The organism is Denitrobaculum tricleocarpae (assembly GCF_007004665.1).
GTDB lineage: Bacteria > Pseudomonadota > Alphaproteobacteria > Kiloniellales > Kiloniellaceae > Denitrobaculum > Denitrobaculum tricleocarpae.
In genome coordinates this window covers 454167-478791 of sequence record NZ_ML660055.1, presented here as the reverse complement: position 1 = coordinate 478791, position 24625 = coordinate 454167, and the positions used below count along the sequence as shown (strand labels likewise).

18 protein-coding genes are annotated in these 24625 nt (G+C 60.1%); 11 read left to right on the top strand and 7 right to left on the bottom strand.

The window, feature by feature from the left end:
• Positions 1-54: 54 nt before the first annotated feature.
• The 3 genes from FKG95_RS14525 to mutS form a co-directional block, all read right to left on the bottom strand.
• Positions 55-1509 (bottom strand): methyl-accepting chemotaxis protein, encoded by a 1455-nt coding sequence (locus tag FKG95_RS14525; protein ID WP_218940196.1) that lies wholly within the window; start codon positions 1507-1509, stop codon positions 55-57.
• Positions 1506-1823, bottom strand: coding sequence for a hypothetical protein (locus FKG95_RS14520; protein WP_142897075.1), 318 nt, complete (start codon positions 1821-1823; stop codon positions 1506-1508). The genes FKG95_RS14525 and FKG95_RS14520 overlap by 4 nt, the downstream gene beginning before the upstream one ends.
• Positions 1824-1985: 162 nt before the next feature.
• The gene (gene mutS, locus FKG95_RS14515; protein ID WP_142897164.1) at positions 1986-4652 is read right to left on the bottom strand and encodes a DNA mismatch repair protein MutS; all 2667 of its coding nucleotides are present in this window, start codon (positions 4650-4652) and stop codon (positions 1986-1988) included.
• Positions 4653-5055: 403 nt separating this feature from the next.
• Between mutS and FKG95_RS14510 the strand changes: the two genes are divergently transcribed.
• The 9 genes from FKG95_RS14510 to phoB all read left to right on the top strand — a co-directional run bounded on the left by FKG95_RS14510 (position 5056) and on the right by phoB (position 15992).
• On the top strand, positions 5056-5556 hold the full coding sequence (locus tag FKG95_RS14510; protein ID WP_142897074.1) for a hypothetical protein: 501 nt from the start codon (positions 5056-5058) through the stop codon (positions 5554-5556).
• 99 nt (positions 5557-5655) lie between these two features.
• Positions 5656-7938, top strand: a complete 2283-nt coding sequence (locus tag FKG95_RS14505) for an NADP-dependent malic enzyme (protein ID WP_142897073.1) — start codon at positions 5656-5658, stop codon at positions 7936-7938.
• Positions 7939-8097: 159 nt separating this feature from the next.
• The gene (locus FKG95_RS14500; protein WP_142897072.1) at positions 8098-9579 is read left to right on the top strand and encodes an ATP-binding protein; all 1482 of its coding nucleotides are present in this window, start codon (positions 8098-8100) and stop codon (positions 9577-9579) included.
• A 235-nt stretch (positions 9580-9814) separates the two neighbouring features.
• On the top strand, positions 9815-10843 hold the full coding sequence (locus FKG95_RS14495) for a PstS family phosphate ABC transporter substrate-binding protein (protein WP_142897071.1): 1029 nt from the start codon (positions 9815-9817) through the stop codon (positions 10841-10843).
• Positions 10844-10966: 123 nt separating this feature from the next.
• Positions 10967-12349, top strand: a complete 1383-nt coding sequence (pstC, locus tag FKG95_RS14490) for a phosphate ABC transporter permease subunit PstC (RefSeq protein WP_142897070.1) — start codon at positions 10967-10969, stop codon at positions 12347-12349.
• Complete coding sequence (gene pstA / locus FKG95_RS14485) at positions 12342-13646, top strand: phosphate ABC transporter permease PstA (RefSeq protein WP_142897069.1); 1305 nt, start codon at positions 12342-12344, stop codon at positions 13644-13646. Before pstC ends, pstA begins: the two co-directional genes overlap by 8 nt.
• A gap of 12 nt (positions 13647-13658) precedes the next feature.
• Positions 13659-14462: a phosphate ABC transporter ATP-binding protein PstB gene (pstB, locus tag FKG95_RS14480; RefSeq protein WP_218940195.1), complete on the top strand. Its 804-nt coding sequence runs from the start codon at positions 13659-13661 to the stop codon at positions 14460-14462.
• A gap of 73 nt (positions 14463-14535) precedes the next feature.
• Complete coding sequence (gene phoU / locus FKG95_RS14475) at positions 14536-15300, top strand: phosphate signaling complex protein PhoU (protein ID WP_142897068.1); 765 nt, start codon at positions 14536-14538, stop codon at positions 15298-15300.
• The gene (gene phoB, locus FKG95_RS14470) at positions 15297-15992 is read left to right on the top strand and encodes a phosphate regulon transcriptional regulator PhoB (RefSeq protein WP_142897067.1); all 696 of its coding nucleotides are present in this window, start codon (positions 15297-15299) and stop codon (positions 15990-15992) included. The genes phoU and phoB overlap by 4 nt, the downstream gene beginning before the upstream one ends.
• Positions 15993-16004: 12 nt before the next feature.
• Here phoB and FKG95_RS14465 read toward each other — a convergent pair whose 3' ends face one another.
• From FKG95_RS14465 to FKG95_RS14450, 4 genes are all read right to left on the bottom strand, one after another.
• Entirely contained in the window at positions 16005-18734 is a 2730-nt protein-coding gene (locus FKG95_RS14465) for a bifunctional acetate--CoA ligase family protein/GNAT family N-acetyltransferase (RefSeq protein ID WP_142897066.1), read from the bottom strand.
• 149 nt (positions 18735-18883) lie between these two features.
• Complete coding sequence (locus tag FKG95_RS14460) at positions 18884-20272, bottom strand: AmpG family muropeptide MFS transporter (protein WP_142897065.1); 1389 nt, start codon at positions 20270-20272, stop codon at positions 18884-18886.
• Positions 20262-22139, bottom strand: a complete 1878-nt coding sequence (gene typA, locus FKG95_RS14455; protein WP_142897064.1) for a translational GTPase TypA — start codon at positions 22137-22139, stop codon at positions 20262-20264. The genes FKG95_RS14460 and typA overlap by 11 nt, the downstream gene beginning before the upstream one ends.
• A 39-nt stretch (positions 22140-22178) precedes the next feature.
• On the bottom strand, positions 22179-23171 hold the full coding sequence (locus tag FKG95_RS14450) for an adenosine kinase (protein ID WP_142897063.1): 993 nt from the start codon (positions 23169-23171) through the stop codon (positions 22179-22181).
• Positions 23172-23359: 188 nt separating this feature from the next.
• Here FKG95_RS14450 and FKG95_RS14445 point away from each other — a divergent pair, with 188 nt between their 5' ends.
• Positions 23360-24124, top strand: coding sequence for an EI24 domain-containing protein (locus tag FKG95_RS14445; RefSeq protein ID WP_179954099.1), 765 nt, complete (start codon positions 23360-23362; stop codon positions 24122-24124).
• A complete protein-coding gene (locus FKG95_RS14440; protein WP_142897061.1) occupies positions 24121-24606 on the top strand; it encodes a hypothetical protein in 486 nt (161 codons plus the stop codon). The genes FKG95_RS14445 and FKG95_RS14440 overlap by 4 nt, the downstream gene beginning before the upstream one ends.
• Positions 24607-24625: the final 19 nt, after the last annotated feature.

The window sequence follows — 24625 nt, the reverse complement described above, 5'->3', positions numbered from 1 at the left end:
CCACGCAAGTGCGGGACACAAGTTCGGAGTCTTCTCGATGCGCGGAATACCGTTTTAGGCGGTGCGGACGTGTTTGGCGAAGTTCAGCACCTCGCCTTTGAGCTGATCGATCTGCTCGACCAGTTCCTTGGCGGCATCGACGGTCTGTTTCGATGTTTCGTCGGCCTTGTCGGCCGCGCCGCTCAGCTCAGTGATTTCATTGGTCACGAGTTGCGTGCCGTCTGCGATCCGGTTTGTATTGCTGCTGATTTCACTGACCGCGCCACTCTGCTCGTCGATAGAGGAGGAAACGCTGTTTGCAACTTCGTTGATCTCGCCGATGGTCTCGCGGATCTTCTGAATGGCTTCCACGGCGTCTTTGGTGACATGCTGCATCTGGTTAATCTGACCGGTAATCTCCTCGGTCGCCTTAGCAGTCTGGCTGGCGAGGTTCTTGACCTCGCTTGCGACCACGGCAAAACCCTTACCTGCATCACCGGCCCGGGCCGCCTCAATGGTGGCATTGAGCGCCAGAAGGTTGGTCTGCTCGGCAATATCCGAGATCAGGCTGGTAACCTCGCCGATCTTGTCGGCCGCGTTCGCGAGGCCCTGCATGGTCTCATTCGTCTGCTCCACGCGGTTCACGGCGTCGCCGGTGATGCGGCTGGAATGCGCAACCTGTTCGACAATGCCTGAAATAGACGAACTCATTTCTTCGGTCGCGGACGCAACGGTTTGCGTGTTGCCGCGCACCTCTTCCGCACGTTGCGCCGTGCTGTCGGAACGGTTGCGCGCCTCCATCGAGACCAAATTCATGGTCTCGGCATGGTCATTCATTTGCGAAGCGCGCGCACGGACCGCCTCGACCAGATTACCCACATCCTGTTCGAAGACCTCTGCCAGCTCCGACAGGGTTTTCTGCCGATCTTCATTGGCCCGGCGTTCGGTTTCGCGTTGCTGTTCAGCCAGCTCCTGCGACTCCCGTTCTGCGCTCTTCGCGCGCTCAATGGCCTCTGCGGCTTCGCTGAAGGCAGAGGTGAGCTTGGCGGTGATCCACATCAGGGTAACAGTCTCAAGAATCACGATGCCGGCATGCAGAATCACCCGCGCCAGATCGGTGCCATTGGGGAAGATCGCCAGGGGCAGAGCATAATTGAGCACCAGGTGGTGCAGCGCGACCGTGGCCGCAGCGACAAAGATCGTGCGCCAATCACAAAAGGCGGCCAACATCGCCAGGGCCGCAAAGAAATACATGTGAATGTCGACCTGCCAGGCATTGCCCATGAACTGGTAGAGGATGACCGCCACCATGCCCATCTGCGCCACGGCAATCAGGTAGCGCGTCGTTGCTTCGCCGCCCGAGAACTTCCAGCTGATCGTTGCCGCACCCGCGAGCACAGAGGCTCCCACGGTTGGCCAGAGCCAATCCTCAAAGAAAAAGCCGAGACCGGCAATGACGGGCACATGCAACCAAAGGAACGCCACAAAAAAGGGAGCAACACGTTCTCTGAGTTCAAAAATGGGGTTCATGCTGGAAATCCACCGCGTGAAGATGTACCCGAAGGTTCGCATCCGCTGAAAAAGACCGGGTCCATTGCAACCCAAGCCCCATGCCGCCAGAGCTGGGCGACGCCAACGTCCTGGTCGAAGACCGCGACAACGACGTTATTCCACCCGCCGACCCGGACGATCCGGCCGTCAAGCGCGGCAATCTTCTGCAATGCGTCGCTGTGGCCGGCAGAGGGGCCGAAAAACAGCGCAACAGGTTCGTTCGCAACAGGTGAGCGCAGGTTAAGACCCAGCAGAAACAGAGCCGTACAGAGCGCAAGGCTTATCGCCGGCACCAAACTCCGCCACGTCTCTCTCTGTCCGTTTCCGCCCATCACCGCGCACGAGAATTCTGTTACAGGTTGAATGACAGGAAGTATCCGGCATGCCTGTTAACAAATGGTTCTTTTGCGATAGACCATACGATTTCGAAGAGAAATATGTAGAAGAACCGGTTTCTAAGGTTCTTGAGAGAGCTTCTTCAAGGCGTAGAGCAATTCCAGCGCCTGGCGCGGGGTAAGATCGTCCGGATTAATCTCTGACAGGCGCCCCTCAACCGGAGACGGCGCGGCCGGCCCCTCGGCAAAGCCGGAGTCAGTGTTCTCGGGGTGACGTTCCTGGGCCAGCGCCGCGGCGAAGAGCGGCAGGTCATCCGCCAGACGGGTCAAAACACCCGCCTGTTCACCCTTTTCGAGGGTCGCGAGTACTTCTTCGGCCCGGGAAACAACGGCGCCCGGCAGTCCGGCCAGCTTGGCGACATGGATGCCGTAGGAACGGTCCGCGGCACCGGCGGCAACCTCGTGCAGGAAGACCACCTCGCCCTGCCACTCCTTCACCCGCATCGCATGGCAGGCGAGAGCCGGGAGCTTGGCGGCAAGGGTCGTGAGCTCGTGATAGTGCGTGGCGAAGAGCGCCCGGCTGCGGTTGACCTCGTGCAGATGCTCGACACAGGCCCAGGCGATCGAGAGTCCGTCGAAGGTCGCCGTTCCGCGGCCGATCTCATCCAGAATCACCAGCGACCGGGGCGTCGCCTGATTGAGAATAACGGCGGTTTCGACCATCTCGACCATGAAGGTCGAGCGGCCGCGCGCCAGGTCGTCGGCGGCACCGACCCTACTGAAAAGACGGTCGACAACCCCAATGTGCGCGGCGTCCGCCGGCACAAAAGAACCCATCTGCGCCAGGATCGCAATCAGGGCATTTTGCCGCAAAAACGTGCTCTTGCCGGCCATATTCGGGCCGGTGATCAGCCAGAGCCGCTGGTCATCCTGCAGGTTACAGGCGTTGGCAACAAAGCTGCCCTCCTGGCTTTTTGCCAGGGCCGCCTCGACCACGGGATGGCGCCCTCCAGCGATGTCGAAGGCCAGGGATTCGTCCACTTTCGGCCGGCACCAGCGCTCCTGCAGAGCGAGCTCGGCAAAGCCGGTCGCGACATCCAGCCGGGCCAGGGCCCCTGCCGCCAGGGCGACCGCATCGCTGCGGCCGCCGATTTCGCTGACCAGATCCTCGAAGAGCTCCAGTTCAATCGCCTGCGCTTTATCCGCCGCCGAAGCGATTTCCTGCTGCAGGTCCGAGAGTTCCACCGTTGAATAGCGCACGGCGCTTGCCAGGGTCTGGCGATGGATAAAAGGCGCATCGGAACCGCTGGGCATCTTAGGCGCCTGGGTCGGCGTCACCTCGATGTAATAGCCCAGAACATTATTGTGCCGGATCTTGAGATTCCCGATCCCGGTTTCCTCGGCATAGCGGCTCTGCAGAGCCGCGATCAGGCGCCGGCTTTCGTCGCGCAGAGCCCGGTATTCGTCGAGCTTTTCCGCATAGCCGGGCGCGATGAAACCGCCGTCGCGGGCCTGCAGCGGCAGATCCTCCGACAAGGCCCGTTTCAGGCGGTCGACCAGGGGGTCATGAAAACCGAGATCCTGCAGAACAGACGTCAGATCGTTGGGCAAGGCGGCCAGCTTTTGATCTCCCAGCATGTCCCGCATCGCGCCGGCCTCGCTGAGACCGTCCCGGACGGCGGCCAGATCGCGCGGGCCGCCGCGGCCCAGGGACAAGCGCGACAAGGCCCGCTCGATATCGGGACAGTGGCGCAGACGCCGCCTGAGTTCCTCACGCAGCAGATCATTCCCGATCAGGTAAGCCACGACGTCCTGGCGGGCCGTAATGGCCGCCGCATCCGTCAAGGGTACTGCCAGCCGGGAAGCAAGCAAACGCGCGCCGGCCCCGGTGACCGTGCGGTCGATGGTCGCCAGAAGACTGCCGGCGCGGCCACCGCTGAGCGCCTGATTGAGCTCCAGATTGCGCCGCGTGGCGGCATCGATTTCCATGACGCTGCCCTGGCGCAGCCGGCTCGGCGGCATAAGACGGGGCAGGCGGCCCTTCTGGGTCAGCTCCACATAGTCGAGCAAGGCACCGACCGCGGCCAGTTCGGCGCGTTCGAAATCACCGAAGGCGTCCAGGGCCTTGACCTCGAACAGCGTCTCGATCCGGCGTTTGGCATTCTCGCTGTCAAACCGGGCCGAGGGCAGGGGCGTCAGCCTGTCTTTCCACTCGGCAAAGACCTCGAAGAGTTCGGGCCGTTGGGTCAGACGGTCCGGCAGAAGCAATTCCCCCGGTGTCAGGCGCGCCAGGACCGCGCTGAGATCCCCATGATTCAGAGGCTGGACGTGGAAATCGCCGGTCGACATATCCAGCCAGGCCAGGCCAAGCCGGCCCGCAGCCGCGCCACCGGTTTCGGCGAGCGCGGCAAGATAGTTATGGTTTCGCGCATCCAGCAGTTCGTCTTCGGTCAAAGTCCCCGGTGTGACCAGACGCACCACATCCCTACGCACCACGGATTTGCTGCCGCGCTTCTTGGCTTCAGCTGGATTTTCCGTCTGTTCGCAGACCGCGACCTTGAAACCTTTGCGGATCAGGCGCGAAAGGTAGCCGTCCGCCGAATGCACCGGCACACCGCACATAGCGATGTCGGCACCTTCATGCTTGCCCCGTTTGGTCAGCGTGATGTCCAAGGCCGCCGATGCCAGAACGGCATCCTCATGGAAGAGTTCGTAGAAGTCACCCATCCGGTAGAACAACAGCGCGTCGGGGTACCCCGCCTTTATCTCCAGATATTGAGCCATCATCGGCGTCACGCTGGCCGTTTTGGGCGCCGGTTCGGAGACCGGTTTGGCGTCCGGCTCTGAAGCCACAGGCGCATCAGATGCGCTTTGGCCTTTATCATTGCTTTGGGCTGTGGTGCTGGAATCAGGCATTTACACTGAACTGAGAAAGGTTTTAACGGCTTTTCGGTCGAGGCAAAAAAGCCTCTTACAACACAATGCGAGCCGGCGGCGAGGCTCGCGCAACACGCGTCATTTTGTCCTCCGCACTTACTCTATCCGATGCCCTCTTTGCAAGCACGGGTAGGAGGAGGCAATATAGCTGGGATAATGCCGGTGGTGACCAGAAAAACCTGTTCAAGCGGAGTAATCTCTCGTCGGACAGCCAAAGACGATACCACCTGAAACCCAGGGGAAGGACACAGCCTTGCAGGATGACGGCGCAGCGGAGCAAACCGAGATCGTTGGGCGTTTCGCCGAGCGTGAGAACTTCAAGGCAGCGGTCGAGACCCTGCTCGCCGCGGGCTTTCAGCCAAGCGATCTCTCGGTGCTGGACACCCATGAATCCCTCAGCGCAAGCGAGTCCACGAGCGATGCCTGGCAAGAAGCCATGATCGGACTGGTCGGTGAAATTAAATATGTCGGGCCAATCACGGCGGCGGGTCTGATCGCGGTTGCGACAGGTCCGGTGGGCGCCGCGATTGCCGGACTTCTCGCCGCCGGCGTCACGTCGGTTGCTCTGACGGAATTGCTGACGACGTTGCGTGCGACCCCGCACACGGAGCAATTCGCGCGCGCACTGGAATCAGGCACGGTTCTTCTATGGGTTTGCACCGCAACAGAGCAGCAGGCCAAAGTGGCAAGCGAAATCCTGACCCGCCATGGCGCAGAAGACGTTCACAGTCACACGCGCCAAGGCCAGACCTGAAAAACCGCTCACCATTCACTTAGGCGAAGGCCGACCTCACCGCCGATAAGACACCCGATACCCGAGGCTGTCCCGGTGACACATCAGAGAGAAGACAGTATGTCCAACGACAGCTCCCGCACCACCGATCAAGAAGCCCTGGATTTTCATGCAAACGGCCGCCCGGGCAAGCTTGAGATCAAGGCCACCAAAGCTTTAACGACACAACGCGATCTCTCGCTCGCTTACTCGCCCGGCGTGGCCATTCCCTGCCTGAGGATCAGCGAGGATCCCGCCAAGGCTTATGATTACACCGCCAAGGGCAACACCGTCGCGGTGGTTTCGAACGGTACGGCCGTCCTGGGGCTGGGGGATCTGGGCGCACTGGCCTCAAAGCCGGTGATGGAAGGAAAAGCCGTCCTTTTCAAGCGCTTTGCCGACGTCGATGGCATCGATCTGGAGGTGGACACACGGGACGTCGACGAGTTCGTCAATTGCGTACGCTTTCTGGGCTCTACTTTCGGCGGCATAAATCTGGAAGATATCAAGGCGCCGGAGTGTTTCATCATCGAACAGCGCCTGCGGGAGCTGCTCGACATACCGGTCTTTCACGACGATCAGCACGGGACAGCGATTATCGCGGCGGCCGGACTGATCAACGCGGTCCATCTGACCGGCCGTGAACTCGCCTCCATCAAAATGGTGATCAATGGCGCAGGATCGGCAGGGATCGCCTGCGCCGAGCTGCTCAACGCCATGGGTGTGCCGAACAACAGCATCACTCTCTGCGATACCCGCGGCGTGATCTATCAGGGCCGTGAAGACGGCATGAACCAATGGAAATCGGCACATGCGGTCAAGAGCGATGCCCGCAGCCTGGAAGACGCCATGAAGGACGCCGACGTGTTCTTCGGACTCTCGGTCAAAGGCGCGCTGACAGCCGACATGGTCAAATCCATGGCGGATCAGCCGATTATCTTTGCCATGGCCAACCCGGATCCGGAGATCACGCCGGAGGAGGTCAGGGAGATCCGGGACGACGCGATCATCGCAACGGGCCGCTCGGACTATCCCAACCAGGTCAACAACGTGCTGGGTTTCCCTTACATTTTTCGTGGCGCGCTCGATGTGCGGGCCTCAACCATCAACATGGAGATGAAGGTCGCCGCCGCCGAAGCCCTGGCAAGTCTGGCCCGCGAAGATGTGCCGGATGAGGTTGATAAGGCCTACGCGGGCCGGCGACTGCGTTACGGCAGGGACTATATCATCCCGGCCCCCTTTGACCCACGTCTGATCGTAGCGGTGCCGAAAGCCGTCGCACAGGCAGCCATTACGACCGGCGTTGCCAGAAAACCGATCACGGACATCACTCTCTACGAGCAGGAGCTCTCCGCCCGCCTCGACCCGGCGGCCTCCAGTCTACAAGGAATCTTCGAAAAAGTGCGCGCGGCCCAAAGCCCGACGCGCATTGTCTTCGCCGAGGGCGAGGAAGAACCGACGATCCGCGCCGCACTGGCGTTCCACAATGCCGGTTACGGAACACCGATCCTGGTCGGGCGCGAGGACAGGGTCCGTGAAACCATGAAAACCATGGGTCTGACCGGTGATTTCCTGGAAATCCACAATGCCCGCCTGTCCGAGCACAATACGCACTACGCCGAGTTCCTCTATCAGCGGCTGCAACGCAACGGCGCACTCCTGCGCGACTGTCAGCGGATGGTCAATCAGAACCGAAACGTCTTCGCCGCCTGCATGGTCGCGAACGGCCATGCCGACGCGATGGTGTCAGGACTGACCCGCAGCTTCGGTGTCACCTATGAGGACATCACCCGGGCGATTGATCCAAAACCGGGACATCGGGTTTTCGGTATGTCCATGATGATGCTGGACGGCCGCTCGGTCTTTATCGCCGACACCTCGGTTCACGAACTGCCGACGCCGGAGCAAATGGCGGATATCGCCATCCAGAGCGCGGAACAGGCTCGTGCCATGGGCTACGAGCCCCGCGTCGCCTTCCTGAGCTTTTCGAACTTCGGCAATCCCATGCGCGCCAAAGCCCTGCGCATCCGTGAAGCCGTCAATGTCCTGGACGGCATGGACGTCGACTTCGAATACGACGGCGAAATGCAGGCCAATGTCGCCCTGGATTACGATCTGATGCGGCAGCTCTATCCCTTCTGCCGCCTCACGGGCCCCGCCAACATCCTGATCATGCCGGCTTTGCACAGCGCAAATATCGTCTCCAAGCTGATTCAGAAGGTCGGCAGCGGGACTGTGATCGGCCCGATGCTCCTGGGCTTAAGCCACCCTGCTCAAATCGTCACGCTTGGCGCGACAGTTAACGATCTGGTCGTGGCTGCGGGCCTCGCCGCACATGAAGCGATTACAAGAAAGCAGACATAGGCTTCGGCGGACACCTCGGTGAGACAGAGGCGGTTTGCCGTGCGAAAACTCAAAAAATCCCGTAAAAAGCAACGAGAGGCGCGTTAATCTGTAATACTACAATGGTACCGTAGGCGGAGTTAATTGGCGAAATCACACTACAAGGCAAGGTTCCGGTCCATGGCAGACGCCGCCGCCCCCGTCAAGCGCATGGCGCCTGCGACGGTTTTGTTCGCCCTGCCGGGAGTGGTCATGCTGGTGGCCTTGGGCTGGCTCGGGTTCGCGCCCTGGGCCTATGTCGCCGCCGGTTCCGGTATCGTTATTTTCGCCACCGCAATCCTGCTCGCCCGCCACTTCCGTCATGTTACGGTGCTGCGCCAGTATTTTGAGCAACTGCGTTCATCCGACCTGTCGGCCCCCATAGCCGCACCGCCCGAGGGCGGTGATCAGCTTTTTCCGGGTCTGAACGAAGCCATTCGAGACACTTTGCGGGACCGGCAATTGCGCCGGCAGGAGCTGGTGCGGACCATCTCCAACCATGAAGCCGTACTGACGGCGCTTCCGGATTCCCTGCTGCTGATTGACACGCATGGTCGCATTCTGCGCGGGAATCCGGCCGCCGAGAGGCTTTTCGGCAAGGATATTGCCGGACGGGATCTCATATCCGTCCTCCGCAATCCGGAACTGCTGGAAGCGACGGAAGAGGTTCTGGCGGGAGCGACCGATAAGGTTGTCGAATTCACCGTCCCCGGTCAGTTCGAACGCCATCTCTCTTGTCGGATTGCCAAACTCGCCACCGCAGCCTTCGACGGAACCGCCGCAGTTATTGCGCTTCACGATCTCACGGCTGTCCGGCGCGCCGAACAGATGCGTGCAGATTTCGTGGCAAATGCCAGCCACGAGCTGCGGACACCCCTGGCCAGCCTTCTCGGCTTTATCGAGACTTTGATCGGGCCGGCCAAGGATGATCATGAGGCGCGCGTCCGTTTCTTAGCGGTGATGCACGAACAGGCGAAGCGCATGTCCCGTTTGATCGAGGACCTGCTTTCCCTGTCACGGATTGAGCTGCATGAGTACACACCGCCCAGCAGCACCGCGGATATTGAGTTGATCTTGGAGAGCGTCGCCAATTCGCTTGAGCCACAAGCCCGCGAGAAGGAAATGACGCTGGATCTGGATTTCTGTGGCGTTGCGCAAGTGGCCGGAGAAGCCGATGAACTGACCCAAGTCTTTCAGAATCTGATCGAAAACGCGATCAAGTATGGCCGTTCAGGCACCAAGGTCCGCCTCCTGACCCGCGTTATCGAGTCAGGCAGCGGCGGCGCACGCCGCCTCGGAAAGCCGGGCATCTCGGTCGCGGTGATTGATGAGGGCGACGGCATCGCCAGGGAACATCTCCCCAGACTGACCGAGCGCTTTTATCGTGTCGATACGGCACGGTCACGGGAACTGGGCGGCACCGGCCTCGGCCTCGCGATCGTAAAGCACATCCTCAACCGGCATCGCGCGGTTCTGGACATTGACAGCACGATTGGCCAGGGCTCCTGCTTCAAGGTGTTTTTGCCCCTTGCCGGGCAGGTTTCCGCCGATATGCCTTCGTCGGAAATCGGGCCGCAAAAACCCTCGGAGCTGCCTTCAAACAGTGACGACGCGGCGGCTTAGCATGGCAGCGTCATTTTAAGTGAAAGTCTCCGCCCCCAGAGGCTGGAATGCTCTTAAGTTCGGCTAAATTTTAACGGTAAATCAAAGCTTAAGAGAACGTAACAAAAGTGTCATCGTTTTGTAGTAAATCTTGCGCGCAAGAGACATAGTTTCGGCCCTGTCGGCATCCGGTCGACATCGCATGACAAAGTTCATGCGACTGCAGATTTCTCAGCCATGATGCTGGAGACATAACGTGATCAAGCATTCTCTCGCCGTTGCCGCAATTGCCGGTTTGGCCCTTTCCGCCACAGCCGCGCATGCGCGTGACCAAATCCGCATTGTCGGATCTTCAACCGTATTCCCTTTTTCCACTGCCGTTGCCGAACAGTTCGGCAAAACGACTGATTTCAAGACACCTGTCGTTGAAAGCACCGGCTCGGGCGGTGGTATGAAGCTCTTCTGCTCGGGCGTCGGCGTCGGACATCCCGACATCACCAACGCGTCACGCCGGATCAAGGCTTCTGAGTTCGAAAATTGCAGCAAAGCCGGTATCACCATTACAGAAGTTAAAATCGGCTACGATGGTATCGTGATCGCCAACTCGAAGACGTCCAACTCGCTCTCACTGACCAAAAAGCAGCTCTTCCAGGCACTTGCCAAGAAAGTTCCGGTCAACGGTGAGCTGGTCGACAATCCCTACAAGATGTGGAATGAAATCGATCCTTCCCTGCCTGCCAAGAAAATCGAAGTTCTGGGCCCGCCGCCGACCAGCGGAACCCGCGATGCCTTCGTCGAACTGGCCATGGAAGGCGGCGCCAAGACGTTTGAGTCGCTTGCAACCCTGCGCAAGTCCGACAAGAAAGCCTTCACCGCCGTCGCTCATGGTATCCGCGAAGACGGTCACTATGTCGAAGCGGGTGAGAACGACAACCTGATCATCCAGAAGCTGGAAGCCAACCCGGACGCGGTCGGCATCTTCGGTTTCAGCTTCCTCGACCAGAACGCTGACAAGATCCAGGGCTCGACGATCGACGGTGCTGAACCCACCTTCGAAAACATCGCATCTGGTGAGTACGGCGTTTCCCGTTCGCTCTTCTTCTATGTCAAGCAAGAGCACGTGGGCGTTGTTCCCGGCATCGCAGAGTTCGTTGCCGAGTTCACCAACGAGGGCACCTGGGGCGAAGACGGTTATCTCCTCGACAAGGGCCTGATCCCGCTTCCTGCGGCAGATCGCAAGGCAATGCGCGCTTCGTCGACTGGCATGGCTCCGTTGTCCATGTAATTTCGATCCTGACACCGCTGGCGATCATTTTCCGGTCGCCAGCGGTTGTTGTTTTTTTTAGTTCTAGTTTGATTTTTCATTAAGCGCTTTTCCGCTGTTTTCCCTTACTCCCTGGTGTCCGAGATGTCGTTGCTTATCCTTGCCGCTACACTGCTTTTTCTGACACTGGCGGGTTACTACATGGGCCGGAGCCGGTCGGTCGCCGTCGCGGGTGGATCGACCCACGATCTTCACTCGCGGCCGCAGTATTACGGTGTCTACGTTGCCCTCTGGTGCGGACTGCCGAGCTTTTTATTCCTGGCGCTTTGGCTTGTCCTAGAGCCACAGATCGTCGAGATGATCCTGGTCAGCAACCTGCCTTCAAGCATTCTCGAGCTCAACGAAGACCAGAAAAATCTGATGATCAATCAGATTACCAGCCTGGCGGTTGGCGGCATCGTCGGCGGTACTGTTACGCCGGAAATCGAAGCAGCGGCGCAGGACTACGCGGGGATGCGTCAAACCGGGTTTGCCGCAATGGCAGTTGTGGTGATCTGCGTTGCGACCGCTGGTCTGGCCTTGGGACGCAGGCAAGTCTCCACGACGCTTAGAGCCCGAAACCGGGTCGAGACGATCGTCTCTGCGGTTATGATCGTTGCTTCGACCATCGCGATTGCAACGACCGTCGGCATCGTACTTTCACTGCTCTTCGAGGCCTCGCGCTTCTTTACCAAGGTCCCCGTGACGGACTTCCTGTTCGGTTTGCAGTGGAGCCCTCAGACTGCGCTGCGGGAAGGCCAGGTTGGTGGCTCCGGCGCATTCGGGATGATACCGCTCTTTGCCGGTACGCTGTTGATCACCTTCATCGCGATGTGCGTTGCAGTGCCGGTCGGGCTCTACTCGGCAATCTATATGTCCGAGTACGCGGGCCCCAGGATGCGTGCGGTAGCGAAGCCGATCCTTGAGGTCCTGGCCGGTATTCCAACCGTCGTTTACGGCTTCTTCGCCGCCCTGACCGTCGCACCTTTCTTTCGCAACACCGGCCAAGCCCTGTCGCTGGATGTTTCCTCGGAATCCGCGCTGGCAGCCGGTATGGTCATCGGGATCATGAGTATCCCCTTCGTCTCCTCACTCTCGGACGACGTGATGAACTCCGTACCGCAAACCCTGCGTGACGGCGCCTATGCGCTGGGGGCGACCAAGTCCGAGACCATCAAGCAGGTCGTCCTGCCCGCCGCCCTTCCCGGCATCGTGGGCAGCGTGTTGCTGGCTGTCAGCCGGGCGATCGGAGAAACCATGATCGTGGTCATGGCCGCCGGACTCGCCGCCAATCTGACCGCCAATCCCCTGGAGGCCGTGACGACCGTCACTGTGCAGATCGTGACCCTTTTGGTCGGCGATCAGGAATTTGACAGCGCGAAGACGCTCTCGGCCTTTGCGCTGGGACTGATGCTCTTCGTGGTGACCTTGACGCTGAATGTGATCGCCCTGCGGGTGGTTCGTAAATACAGAGAGAAGTATGACTGAGATGTCCGCACCTGCCGCGCAGATCCAGCGACCCGACCTCTCCGGTGCACGCCTCAAGCGTCGCTATGCCGCTGAAGCACGGTTTCGCCTCTACGGACTGATCGCCGTTCTTGCGGCGCTCGGAACGCTCGTGCTGTTGCTGTTCAGCATCATCTCGAACGGCTATACCGCGTTTGCCCAGCACCACATCGCGCTCGAGGTGACCTTCGATGAGGCGGAGATCGACCCGACCGGCGAGCGCGATCCGCAGGTGCTTCGGAGAGCCAACTACCAGGGCATAGCACGTTCATCTTTGCGCAACGCCTTTCCCGACGTCACGGAACGCCGGGAGAGGCGCGCGCTCACCGCTTTGATGAGCGGCAGCGCGGATCAAACCCTCCGCGAGCTTGTGATGGAAAACCCGGACGTGATCGGGACCACACAACGGGTTTGGGTTAAGGCGTCCGACGAATTGGACTCCTTCATGAAAGGCCATATTTCCCGCGACGTGCCGGAGTCCGATCGTCGAGTGAAGGACCGTGATATCGTCTGGATCGACCAACTCATCGCCGCCGGAAACATCGAATCTCAATTCAATACGACGTTCTTCACGGCCGGCGACTCACGCGAACCGGAGCAAGCTGGCATCTGGGGCGCGACAGTCGGCTCCTTCCTGATGCTGTTCGTGACTCTGGTTCTCAGCTTTCCGATCGGCGTGCTCTCCGCAATCTATCTGGAAGAATTCGCGCCGAAGAACCGTTGGACTGACCTGATCGAAGTGAACATCAACAATCTGGCGGCGGTCCCCTCTATCGTCTTTGGTCTGCTCGGCCTTGCCGTCTTCCTCAATTTCTTCGGCCTGCCGCGCTCAGCCCCACTGGTCGGCGGGATGGTCCTGGCCCTCATGACGCTTCCGACCATCATCATCGCCGCCCGCGCCGCTTTGAAGGCCGTACCGCCCTCGATCCGGGAAGCGGCCCTGGGGGTTGGCGCCTCGAAGCTTCAGGCCGTTACCCATCACGTCCTGCCGCTGGCCATGCCGGGAATTCTAACCGGTACCATCCTGGGCGCCGCGCAGGCCCTCGGAGAGACCGCGCCGCTGCTGATGATCGGCATGGTCGCCTTTATCGTCGATATTCCGGGCGGGTTCACGGATTCTGCTACAGCACTGCCGGTTCAGATCTATCTCTGGGCAGACAGCCCGGAACGTGCCTTTGTCGAAAAAACCAGTGCAGCTATCATGGTTCTTCTCGCCTTCCTGGTGGTGATGAACGCTGTGGCCGTACTCTTGCGTAAACGCTTTGAACGCCGCTGGTAGGGAGCTCAAAAAATGGCTATGGCCGCCGAAAACCTCATGATGCGAAACCCGGAAACCTCCGATCACAAGATGATCGCGCGCGACGTGTCGGTCTATTACGGCGAAGCGCAGGCGCTGAAGAATGTCGATCTGGACATCGGCCGTAACGAGGTGACCTCGCTGATCGGCCCCTCCGGTTGCGGGAAATCGACCTTTCTGCGGTGCCTCAACCGCATGAATGATGTCATCGACGGTTGCCGAGTGGTCGGCGATATCACGCTTGATGGGCATGATATCTATGACACAAAACTCGACGTCGTGCAGCTCCGCGCACGTGTCGGCATGGTGTTTCAGAAGCCCAATCCCTTTCCGAAGTCAATCTACGACAATATTGCTTACGGGCCCCGCATTCATGGTCTTGGTGAGGCAAAGTCCGATACGGATGAGATTGTCGAACGCAGCTTGACCCGCGCAGGGCTCTGGAATGAGGTTAAAGACCGCCTCGACAAGCCGGGCACGGGCCTCTCTGGCGGACAGCAGCAGCGCCTGTGCATCGCACGGGCGATCGCGGTCAATCCGGAAGTGATCCTGATGGACGAACCCTGCTCGGCGCTTGATCCGATCGCAACCGCAAAGATCGAGGAGTTGATCGACGAATTGCGGCAGAACTTTACGATTGTGATCGTCACGCACTCGATGCAGCAGGCCGCCCGCGTGTCCCAGAAGACGGCGTTTTTCCATCTCGGTGACCTTGTGGAATGTGGCGACACGCAGCAGCTTTTCACCAATCCGAACGACGAGCGGACACAGGGCTATATTACGGGCCGCTTCGGTTAAGCCGTGCTGATGACCGTAATCAGAAACACATGCACCCCACAGAAGACAGGGTGCAGCATGCAGGACCAGGACTATGCCTAGCGGATCCGAACATATCGTACGTTCCTTCGACATCGAGCTGCAGGAACTGAATCAAATCATCGTCCGTATGGGAGGTATGGCTGAAAGCATGCTCGCCACGGCGATTGATGCCCTGGTCAAGCGGGACAGCGATCTGGCCAAGAAAGTCATCGAGAGCGACAAGGAAGTCGATGTGTTGGAAAAGGCGGCCGACGAGGCAGCGGTCAATCTGATCGCCTTGCGTCAGCCAATGGCAAACGATTTGCGTGAGGTGGTCGCCGCCTTGAAGATTGCGAGCGACATCGAGCGGATCGGCGACCTGGCCAAGAACGTGGCCAAACGCACAATCGCCCTCAACCAGACGCCTCCGACGCGGCCGGCCTACGCCATTCCGCGCATGGCCAATCTGGTCCAAAGCATCATGAAAGATACCCTCGATGCCTATGTCGAACGCGACTCGGAGCGGGCCGTCGATGTTTGGCATCGGGACGAAGAGGTCGACGAAATGTACACCGGGCTCTTCCGTGAGCTGCTGACCTACATGATGGAAGATCCGCGGAACATCACGCCAAGCACGCACCTGCTTTTCATCGCGAAAAACATCGAGCGCATGGGTGACCACGCAACCAATATCGCTGAAAACATTTACTACCTTGATACCGGTGAGCAGCTGGATGGCCGTCGCCCGAAGGGCGATACCTCTTCGTTCCAGGTCGTCACACCGGACAATGAAGCGACGGACATAGCAGAGAAAGACCCCCAGGAGAATGGTGAATGAAACCCCTTGTTCTGATTGTTGAAGACGAAGCAGCCCTGGTTACGCTTCTGCGGTACAATTTGGAAGGTGAAGGCTTTCGTGTCGCCGAGGCCAACGACGGCGAGCAGGCTCTGGTCCTTGCGAAGGAGGAAACACCCGATATCGTGCTGCTGGATTGGATGCTGCCGCTTATGTCTGGGATCGAAGTGTGCCGGCAGATGCGCCGCATCCCGGCAACGCGCGACGTGCCGATCATCCTGCTGACCGCCCGCGGAGAGGAGACGGACAAGGTTCGTGGCCTGGACAGCGGCGCCGACGACTACATCACCAAGCCCTTTTCCCCGGCCGAACTCATTGCCAGGATCCGTGCGGTTTTGCGCCGCAGCCATCCCGAACTGGAAGCAGACTCCCTTGCGTTCGAGGACCTTGCCATGGATCTGGTTGCGCACCGGGTACGGCGCGGGAACCGCGAGGTGCACCTGGGCCCAACGGAATTCCGGCTGCTGCGTCACCTGCTGCAGAACCCGGGCCGGGTGTTCAGCCGAGAGCAGTTGCTTGACGCGGTGTGGGGCAGGGACGTTTACGTCGAGCCACGCACGGTTGACGTTCACATCCGCCGCCTGCGCAAAGCTCTGAACGACGCCAACGAAACGGACCTAATCCGGACCGTCCGCTCCGCTGGCTACGCGCTTGACCGCAGCATGGCAGCATAAGGTCAAATACCGCTAATCGACGGCGTCCAGGCGCTTGACCACGCGGACGATGCCGGGCTCATCGGGCAGATGCCGGACCGAAAAACCAAGCTCCTTGACCAGCTCTAGCATGCGCTTGTTGTGGTCAAGGACATCGCCCCAGATCTCACTCAGTCCGCGGCGCACGGCATAGTCGATGATGCGGTTCATCAACTCCGCGCCGAGCCCGCGGCCCTTGATGTCGGAGCGGACGAGGACGGCATACTCCGCGCGCTCATTGTCCGGGTCGGCAGAGATCCGCACGACCCCCCAGATCTCGGGTTCGCCGTCGTCACCCTCTTTCAAGGCAACAAAAGCCATCTCGCGATGATAGTCGATCTGGGTCAAGCGCGCGGCGAAGCTGTGGCTTAACTCGGTCAGGGACGCAAAGAAGCGCAAACGGATGTCCTCTGGCGAGAGCCGGTCGAACATGCTCTGAAGCATTGGCTCGTCTTCCGGCCGGATCGGGCGCAAAAAGATATCGGTGCCATCGCGAATAGCGAAATTCTGTTCCAGTTCACGCGGATAGGGCCTGATCGCAAGGCGTTCGATTGCAGAAGCGCTCTTGGGGCACAGACGAATGCGCGCATCCAGCGCGATGACACCCTGGTCATCCGCCAGAAGGGGGTTGATGTCGATCTCCGCGATTTCGGCAAAGTCGACCACCAAATCCGAGAGCCTGATCAGCGCGGCACTTAAGGCATCCAAATCCGCCGGGGGCCGGTCACGGTAACCCTCCAGCAACTTGAACACGCGGGTCCTGGTGATCAAGTCCCGCGCCAGCGTCGAGTTGAGCGGCGGCAGCCCGATCGATTTGTCACCCAAGACCTCGACCGCCGTTCCGCCGGCACCAAACAGCAAGACCGGGCCGAACTGAGCGTCCGTGGCCGCGCCGAGGATCAGTTCCTGGGCCTTGGGCCTTTGACAGAAAGACTGAACCGAGAAACCCTTCAGTGTCGCGTTGGGCGCCAAACGGCTGACCCGCGCATTCATCTCACGGGCCGCATGCAGAACTTCGTCGTTCCCGTTCAAGCCCAACTCGACCCCGCCGATATCGCTCTTGTGCGTGAGGTCCGGTGAGAGGATCTTGAGTGCCACGGGACCGTCAATCCGCTCCGCGGCGGCGGCAGCCTCCTCAGGCGTCGCAACCTGAAAGGTCTGGACGACCGGGATGCCATAGGCGGCAAGGACGGCCTTGGCCTCCGGTTCGTTCAGCCATTCGCGGTTCTCCGCCATGGCCGCGACCATGATGCTGTGCGCGGCCGACCAATCCGGCGCGGACTCATCGCTGTCCTCGCTGGCAACGATGGAGCTCGGCGTTTCCGACAACAGCTCCTGGTTCCGCCGGTAGCGGACCAGATGCATGAACCCCCGCACCGCCTGTTCCGGTGTGTCATAGGTCGGGATATGCTTCTCGGAGAAAATATGCCGCGCCTCGCGCGCAGCCGCGTCGCCGACCCAGGCCGTAAAGACCGTTTTGGCGTTTGATCTCCCGCGTGCCGCAGTGTGTTTCTCGATGCTGGAGATCACGGACTGCGCCGCCTCCGTTGAGGACGCAACGGCCGTTGGGCAGTTCATGACCAGAAGAGCGTCGGCGGCAGGCTCCTTCAACAGGGCATCAAGAGTCGCCGCATAGCGTTCGCCGGGCGCGTCGCCGATAATATCGACGGGGTTACTGTGGCTCCAGGTCGCAGGCAGCACCGCGCTCAGGTCATCGATTGTCTCGGGAGTGAGTTCCGCCAAACGGCCGCCTTCCTCGATCAGGGCATCCGTCGCCAGGACTCCGAGACCACCGCCGTTGGTCGCAATAGCCAGACGGTCGCCCCTCACCGAGCGGGCAGTCGCCAGCGTCTCCGCGGCATCAAACAGCTCTTCCAGGCTGAAGACCCGCAAGAGGCCGGCTCTCGCGAATACTGCGTCATATACCGCATCACTGCCAGCCAGGGCGCCGGTGTGGGAGGCGGCCGCTTTGGCGCCCTCGGCGTAGCGCCCGCCTTTGATGACGATCACCGGTTTGGAGCGGGCCGCAGCCCGCGCGGCCGACATAAACTTGCGGGCATGGGTAATGGATTCGACGTAGAGCAGGATCGCCCGGGTTTTGAAGTCCAGGGCCAGGTAGTCAAGCATATCGCCGAAATCGACATCGCTTTTGTCGCCGAGGGAGACCACGTGGGAGAAGCCGATGCCGCGGGGCGTCGCCCAATCAAGCATAGCGGTCACCATCGCTCCGGACTGTGTCACGAACGCGAGGTCTCCCGGTAAAGCGGCGATGTGGCTGAAACTCGCATTCAATCCGGCCCCGGGCACGATCACGCCCAGACAATTGGGGCCGACGATCCTCAGAGTATTGGTCCGGGCCGCGTCCAGCATATCCTGCAGCCGCTGTTCGCCTTCCTGATCACCGCCCTCTCCGAAACCGGCCGTGATCACCACCGCGGATCGTGTGCCACGCGCGGCCAACTGAGCGATCAATTCCGGAACTGCATCCGGCGGCGTCGCGATGACCGCCAGATCCGGCGCTTCGGGCAGATCGGCGACGCTGGGATAGGCGACCCGATCACCGATCTCCTGCGCCTTTGGATGGATCGGGTAAATCTGCCCTTCAAACCCCGCCGACATAAGGTTGGCCGCCAGCACCGCGCCCAAGGATTCGCTGCGCCGGCTGGCACCGATCAACGCGAGAGACTTCGGATTGAAAAGGCTGTCCAGGTGCCGAATACTCATTTGCCGTATCCACTGTTTAAGTTACGGAACAAAAAGTATAATTCTGATTTTGTTGCGGTGCAAAAAAATTGCGGGTCTGTGACAATTTGACTCCTGATCCGGGGTCAAAACCGGGCGGGCGAAAGACGGCCGGCCGGAATTCTGGATTGTCAGGGCTTTAGATCAGCAACAGGCTTTTGGCGCTCGTGATACATGAGGTAAAGCACCAGCAGGATCGCCGGAATGCCGAGAGCGGAGGCATAGAAAAAGAAGTTCACGTAACCGGCGGCCTCGACCATATAGCCCGAACCTCCCGCCACGATCTTACCGGGCAGGGTGAAAAGCGAAGAAAAGAGAGCGTACTGGGTTGCCGTGTAGGCCGTGTTGGTCAGGCTTGAGAGATAGGCAATGAAGACGGAGCCTGCCAGGCCGCCAGAGATATTGTCGGCGCTGATCGCCACCGTCAGCATGGTCAGATCCGGGCCCACCACCGCCAGAAGTGCAAAGACGAGGTTGGTCAGCGCGACCATCAGCGCACCGATCAGGAGGGACTTCAGGAGACCGATCCGCACCACCAGAATGCCGCCGAGAAGTGCGCCCACCAGGGTCGCAATAACGCCGTAAACCTTTGCAATATTGGCAATATCGATCTTGGAGAAGCCGATCTCGTTATAGAAAGGGTTGGCCATGACCCCCAGGGTGATGTCGGAGAGCCTGTAAAGTCCCACAAAAGCCAGGATGATCAGGGCGAATTTTCCATTGCGGGCAAAGAAGTCAACCAATGGGCTGACCACTGCACTGGAAAACCAGGCGACGATCCGGTGCAGCAGTCCGTCCCGGATCCCCAGGTTCTCGATCGGATCCAGTAAAGCGGCCTCGCGCAGAAGAGTGGCCTGATCCTGCGAAACCTCAGGCTCGCGAATGATGAGCACGGTCACCATTCCAACCCCAACGAAGACGGCCATGGTGATATACGCCGCCGGCCAGGACGCGAGCTCGGCAATGTAAAGCGCCCCTGCTCCAGCCACCAAGAGGCCGATGCGATAGCCGACCTGGTAGGTCCCGGACATCGCGCCTTGCAGCGACTGCTCGACCGCCTCGATGCGGTAGGCATCGATGGCAATGTCCTGGGTGGCCGAAGCAAAGGCGACCAGAAGCGCGAAGTAGACGATCACTTCCAATTCCAGCAGCGGGTCGCTCTGGGAAATCCCCAGCAAACCTCCGGCGATGGCAATCTGCGCCAGCAGCATCCAGCCACGCCGTTTGCCAAGCAGCGTTGTAAAGAGCGGCACTGGCAGACGATCGACCACCGGTGCCCAGAAGACCTTGATGGAAAAGGTGATCCCGACCCAGCTGAAGAGCCCGATGGTCGTAACGCTGACCCCGGCTTCGCTCATCCAGAAGGAAAGGGTGGAAAAGAGCAAAAGGAAGGGCAGACCCGCGGAAAAGCCGAGGAACAGCATGCCCAGAACGCGCGGGTGTCGATAGACCGACAGTGCCGCAACCCAGCTTAGCGAGGTCGAGGCTCTGTCAGACTTGCTGCTGGCTTCAGCCGGCATCCTTCAGTCGGCTCTGTTTCTTGCGCTCATGCGGACAAAGAAGCTGTTTGCGCAACCGGATCGACTTCGGTGTGACTTCGACCAGTTCATCGTCGGCAATGTAGGACAGGGCCTGCTCCAGGCTGCGCACGCGCGGCGGGGTCAGGCGCACGGCCTCATCCTTGCCCGAAGCCCGCATATTGGTGAGCTGCTTGGCCTTCATCGGGTTGACTTCGAGATCGTTGTTCCGCGAATGCTCACCGATGATCATGCCTTCGTAGACCGGGGAGCCGGGGTGAATGAAGATCTCGCCGCGCTCCTCCAGGTTCCAGAGTGCAAAGGGCACAGCCGTACCGTTGCCGTTGGAAATCAGCACGCCGGTCCGGCGGCCCTGGATCGGACCTTTGTAAGGACCGAAATCGTGGAAGATGCGGTTCATGATTCCGGTGCCGCGAGTGTCGGTTAGGAACTCGCCATGGTAACCGATCAGACCACGCGAAGGCGCAATGAAGGTCACACGGGTCTTGCCGCCGCCGGAGGGGCGCATATCGGTCAGCTCGGCTTTGCGTTCGCTCATCTTCTCGACCACGACGCCCGAATAGTCGTCGTCGACGTCGATCACGACCTCTTCCATCGGCTCCTGGCGCTGTCCGCTCTCAGGATCGTTTCTGAAGAGCACCCGTGGGCGGCTGATGGAGAGCTCGTAGCCCTCGCGGCGCATGGTCTCGATCAGAACGCCGAGCTGCAGTTCGCCACGTCCGGCGACTTCGAAGGCATCCTTGTCCTCGGTCTCGGTGATGCGGATCGCGACGTTGCCCTCGGCTTCGCGCAGCAGACGGTCGCGGATCATCCGGCTGGTGACCTTGTCGCCCTCGCGCCCGGCGAGGGGCGAATCATTGACCGCAAAGGTCATGGCCAGGGTTGGCGGGTCGATCGGCTGTGCCGTGATTGCCTCCGTGACCGAGGTCGCCGCGATGGTGTTGGCGACCGTTGCCTCGGTCAGGCCCGCAATGGCCACGATGTCACCAGCGCTGGCTTCATCGACCGGCACCCGTTTCAGACCCTGGAAGGACAGCAGCTTGCTGAGGCGGCCCTCCTGCAGGATTTTACCGTCACGGTCGAGAACCCGCACGGGCATGTTGACCTTGGCGATACCGCTGTGGATACGGCCCGTCAGGATCCGTCCCAAGTAGGGATCGGCTTCCAGAGTCGTCGCCAGCATGGCGAAAGGCTTCGTCGTATCGCCCGCAGGCGCCGGAACCGATTCCAGCACCAGATCGAAGAGCGCGGTCATGTTCTCGCGCGGATCTTCCAGATCTGTCACGGCCCAGCCCTGCTTTGCCGAGGCAAAGAGCGTTGGGAAATCGAGCTGTTCGTCGTTGGCACCCAGGGCGGCGAAGAGGTCGAAGACCTGATCCTGAACCCAGAAGGGCCGGGCATCGGGCTTGTCCGCCTTGTTGATGACCACAATCGGGTTCAGACCACGGGCCAGGGCTTTCTGGGTCACGAACTTGGTTTGCGGCATGGGGCCTTCGGCGGCATCGACCAGCAACACAACGCCGTCGACCATCGAGAGGATGCGCTCGACCTCGCCACCGAAGTCGGCGTGGCCCGGGGTATCGACGATATTGATGCGGGTGTCCTGCCAGTCGACCGCGGTGCACTTGGCCAGGATCGTGATCCCGCGCTCGCGCTCCAGGTCGTTGCTGTCCATGGCCCGCTCGGTGACCTGCTGGTTGTCACGGTAGACACCGGACTGTTTCAGCAGTTCATCCACCAGTGTGGTCTTGCCGTGGTCGACGTGGGCGATAATCGCCACGTTGCGCAGCTTCGTGTTGACCTGATCGTTCGCTACCTGACCGCCGCCGGCCTGGGACGTCTCACTCATCGCTTTAACCTTGAGTTTCCTTGGACAGCGGCAAAGGCCCTATCCAATCCGTTGTTTCACAAATGCCGCGAGCGGGGTCGCCGGTCTGGCACCAAAATGCGAAATGACTTCGGCTGCGGCGATCGAAGCGATCCGGCCACAGTCATAAAGGCTTTTGCCCTGTGTATAGCCATAAAGGAATCCTGCGGCATATAGGTCGCCAGCCCCGGTCGTGTCAACCAGTTGCTCGATAGATTCCGCTTCGACCTCGACGGTTTCGTCGCCCGAAACGATCACTGAGCCCCGTTCGCCGCGGGTTATCGCGGCAATTTCGCAGTGGCCACGCACCTGCTTCATCGCGTCTTCAAAGCTATCCACCTGAAATAGCGCACAGATTTCGTCATGGTTGGCAAACAGCAGATCCACATGCCCGCTGATCAGCTCCAAAAAGGAGTCCCGGTGACGCTCAACGCAAAAAGAATCGGAAAGTGTGAGCGAAACTTTGCGTCCGGCGGCGTGGGCCGCAGCGGCAGCCTCCAGGTAGGCGGCCTTGGCCGGGGGCATATCCCAGAGATAGCCCTCCATATAGGTCACCTTGGCGCGGCGGATCATCTCCAGATCCAAATCCTGCGGTCCGAGGTCGACGGCGGCACCGAGGAAGGTATTCATGGTCCGCTGGGCATCCGGCGTCACCATGATCAGGCAGCGGCCCGTCGAGGGGCCCTCAGCTGCCAGCGGATTATTGTACTCGATCCCGACAGCCCGGATATCATGCTGAAAGATCCGGCCGAGCTGATCATCACGTACTTTGCCGATATAGCCGCCCCTGCCGCCCAAGGACGCAATTCCGGCCATGGTATTACCGGCAGATCCTCCCGAAGCTTCAACGCCCGGCCCCATGGCGTCGTAGAGCGCGGCGGAACGCTCGGCATCGACCAACGTCATCGCTCCCTTCACCAGGTCGTGTTCTTTCAAAAATGCGTCGTCCGACTGAGCCAAAACGTCGACAATGGCGTTGCCGATACCGACAACGTCCAAAAGCTGATCTGCCATGCTTGCTGTTCCGATAAAATTCCGTGAAAACGGCGCGCAGAGTATAGTCGGAGCTGATTTACAGCAAGCTAACAGTCTTTACCGCTTTGGCCGCAGCTAAACACAGAACCCGTTACAGATCTGTGATCCCGAAGCAAACGGCTCTTAATCAAGTCCCTGCAAAGTCTTCTCAGCCTCAAAATGGCGTCTTGTCCCGCCTCGCAGGCCGTATTAAAAGGCTGACCATGTTCAATGCGCTCTCCAAGGCCTTCGGTCAGTCCGCAGATCCCGCGTTCCGCCGTGTTTTTGTCCTGTCCTTTCTGATATCGCTGGCGATTTTCATCCTGCTCTGGGTGATTGCCAGTTTTACGCTCTCCTGGCTGGGGGAAGGGGTCGGCGTCTGGGTCGCGGAAAACGTCTCCATAGAATGGATCCAGACCGCTGCAGACTGGCTCTTCAGCGCGGCCTCCATCGGTGCGCTTTTGTTGGTGAGCCTGTTTCTTTTCCCGTCGGTCATGCTGATCGGCATGTCCTTTCTGCTCGACCCGATCGCCGAGGCGGTAGAGCGCAAACACTACCCGGGCCTGCCCGCCGCCCGGCACCAGCCAAATGGCGAGGCGATCCGTGGCGCCCTGGTCTTTACGCTGGTGACGCTGGTGATCAATATCGTTGCCTTGCCGTTTTACATCGCCCTGCTCTTCCTTCCACCGCTTAATCTTGTGCTCTTCTACCTGATCAACGGCTACCTCTTGGGGCGCGAGTACTTCGAACTGGTCGCGGTGCGCAGGCTCGACATCAAAGGCGCGACGCGCCTGCGCAAGCATTTCCGCCTGCGCGTCATCCTGGCCGGCGCGATCATCGCATTCCTGCTGACGATTCCGATCCTGAACCTCTTTACGCCGATCATCGCCACGGCCTTCATGCTGCATCTCTTTGAAGAACTCAGGCGCCGGACAGGAGGATCTGCAACGTGATCACGATGATGGAGAGGGGGACATCCGCCCGCCGGTTTGCGGTGATCATGGCTGTGATTGTCGCTGCCGGGCTTCTGAGCGCATGCGCCCAATCCCGCAATGTCCCGTCCGCAGGTGAGGCCTCGGCCGAGACTTCTGGCCCCGAGGCGGCCGACGGGAAGGCGCCGGTCCAGGAAAGCGCAGTACCGAAAGCACCGGCTTTACCGGATGTCGACGACAATCCCGAGCAGTTGCTCACCATGACACGCGACGATCTCAATGGCCTGCTGGGGCAACCGGATCTGGTGCGGCGCGAAAATCCCGCTGAAATCTGGCAATATCGCGGCAAAAACTGTGTCCTGGACCTCTTCCTTTATAACGAAGAGGACAACCCGGACAGTCCCTTTAAAGTGGTTTACAGCGAAGCACGGGATCTCAATGCACAAAAGACCGACCAAAGGAGCTGTCTCGGTGCACTTCTGCGCGCACAGCTGACGTCTTAAGCAGCTCCATTCGCCCGGC

Excerpts from the sequence above, each read along its gene's own strand:
- FKG95_RS14525 (WP_218940196.1), bottom strand. The coding sequence starts at position 1,509 with ATGAACCCCATTTTTGAACTCAGAGAACGTGTTGCTCCCTTTTTTGTG.
- mutS (WP_142897164.1), bottom strand. The coding sequence starts at position 4,652 with ATGATGGCTCAATATCTGGAGATAAAGGCGGGGTACCCCGACGCGCTG.
- FKG95_RS14505 (WP_142897073.1), top strand. The coding sequence starts at position 5,656 with ATGTCCAACGACAGCTCCCGCACCACCGATCAAGAAGCCCTGGATTTT.
- FKG95_RS14500 (WP_142897072.1), top strand. The coding sequence starts at position 8,098 with ATGGCAGACGCCGCCGCCCCCGTCAAGCGCATGGCGCCTGCGACGGTT.
- pstC (WP_142897070.1), top strand. The coding sequence starts at position 10,967 with ATGTCGTTGCTTATCCTTGCCGCTACACTGCTTTTTCTGACACTGGCG.
- pstA (WP_142897069.1), top strand. The coding sequence starts at position 12,342 with ATGACTGAGATGTCCGCACCTGCCGCGCAGATCCAGCGACCCGACCTC.
- pstB (WP_218940195.1), top strand. The coding sequence starts at position 13,659 with ATGGCTATGGCCGCCGAAAACCTCATGATGCGAAACCCGGAAACCTCC.
- phoU (WP_142897068.1), top strand. The coding sequence starts at position 14,536 with ATGCCTAGCGGATCCGAACATATCGTACGTTCCTTCGACATCGAGCTG.
- phoB (WP_142897067.1), top strand. The coding sequence starts at position 15,297 with ATGAAACCCCTTGTTCTGATTGTTGAAGACGAAGCAGCCCTGGTTACG.
- FKG95_RS14465 (WP_142897066.1), bottom strand. The coding sequence starts at position 18,734 with ATGAGTATTCGGCACCTGGACAGCCTTTTCAATCCGAAGTCTCTCGCG.
- FKG95_RS14460 (WP_142897065.1), bottom strand. The coding sequence starts at position 20,272 with ATGCCGGCTGAAGCCAGCAGCAAGTCTGACAGAGCCTCGACCTCGCTA.
- typA (WP_142897064.1), bottom strand. The coding sequence starts at position 22,139 with ATGAGTGAGACGTCCCAGGCCGGCGGCGGTCAGGTAGCGAACGATCAG.
- FKG95_RS14450 (WP_142897063.1), bottom strand. The coding sequence starts at position 23,171 with ATGGCAGATCAGCTTTTGGACGTTGTCGGTATCGGCAACGCCATTGTC.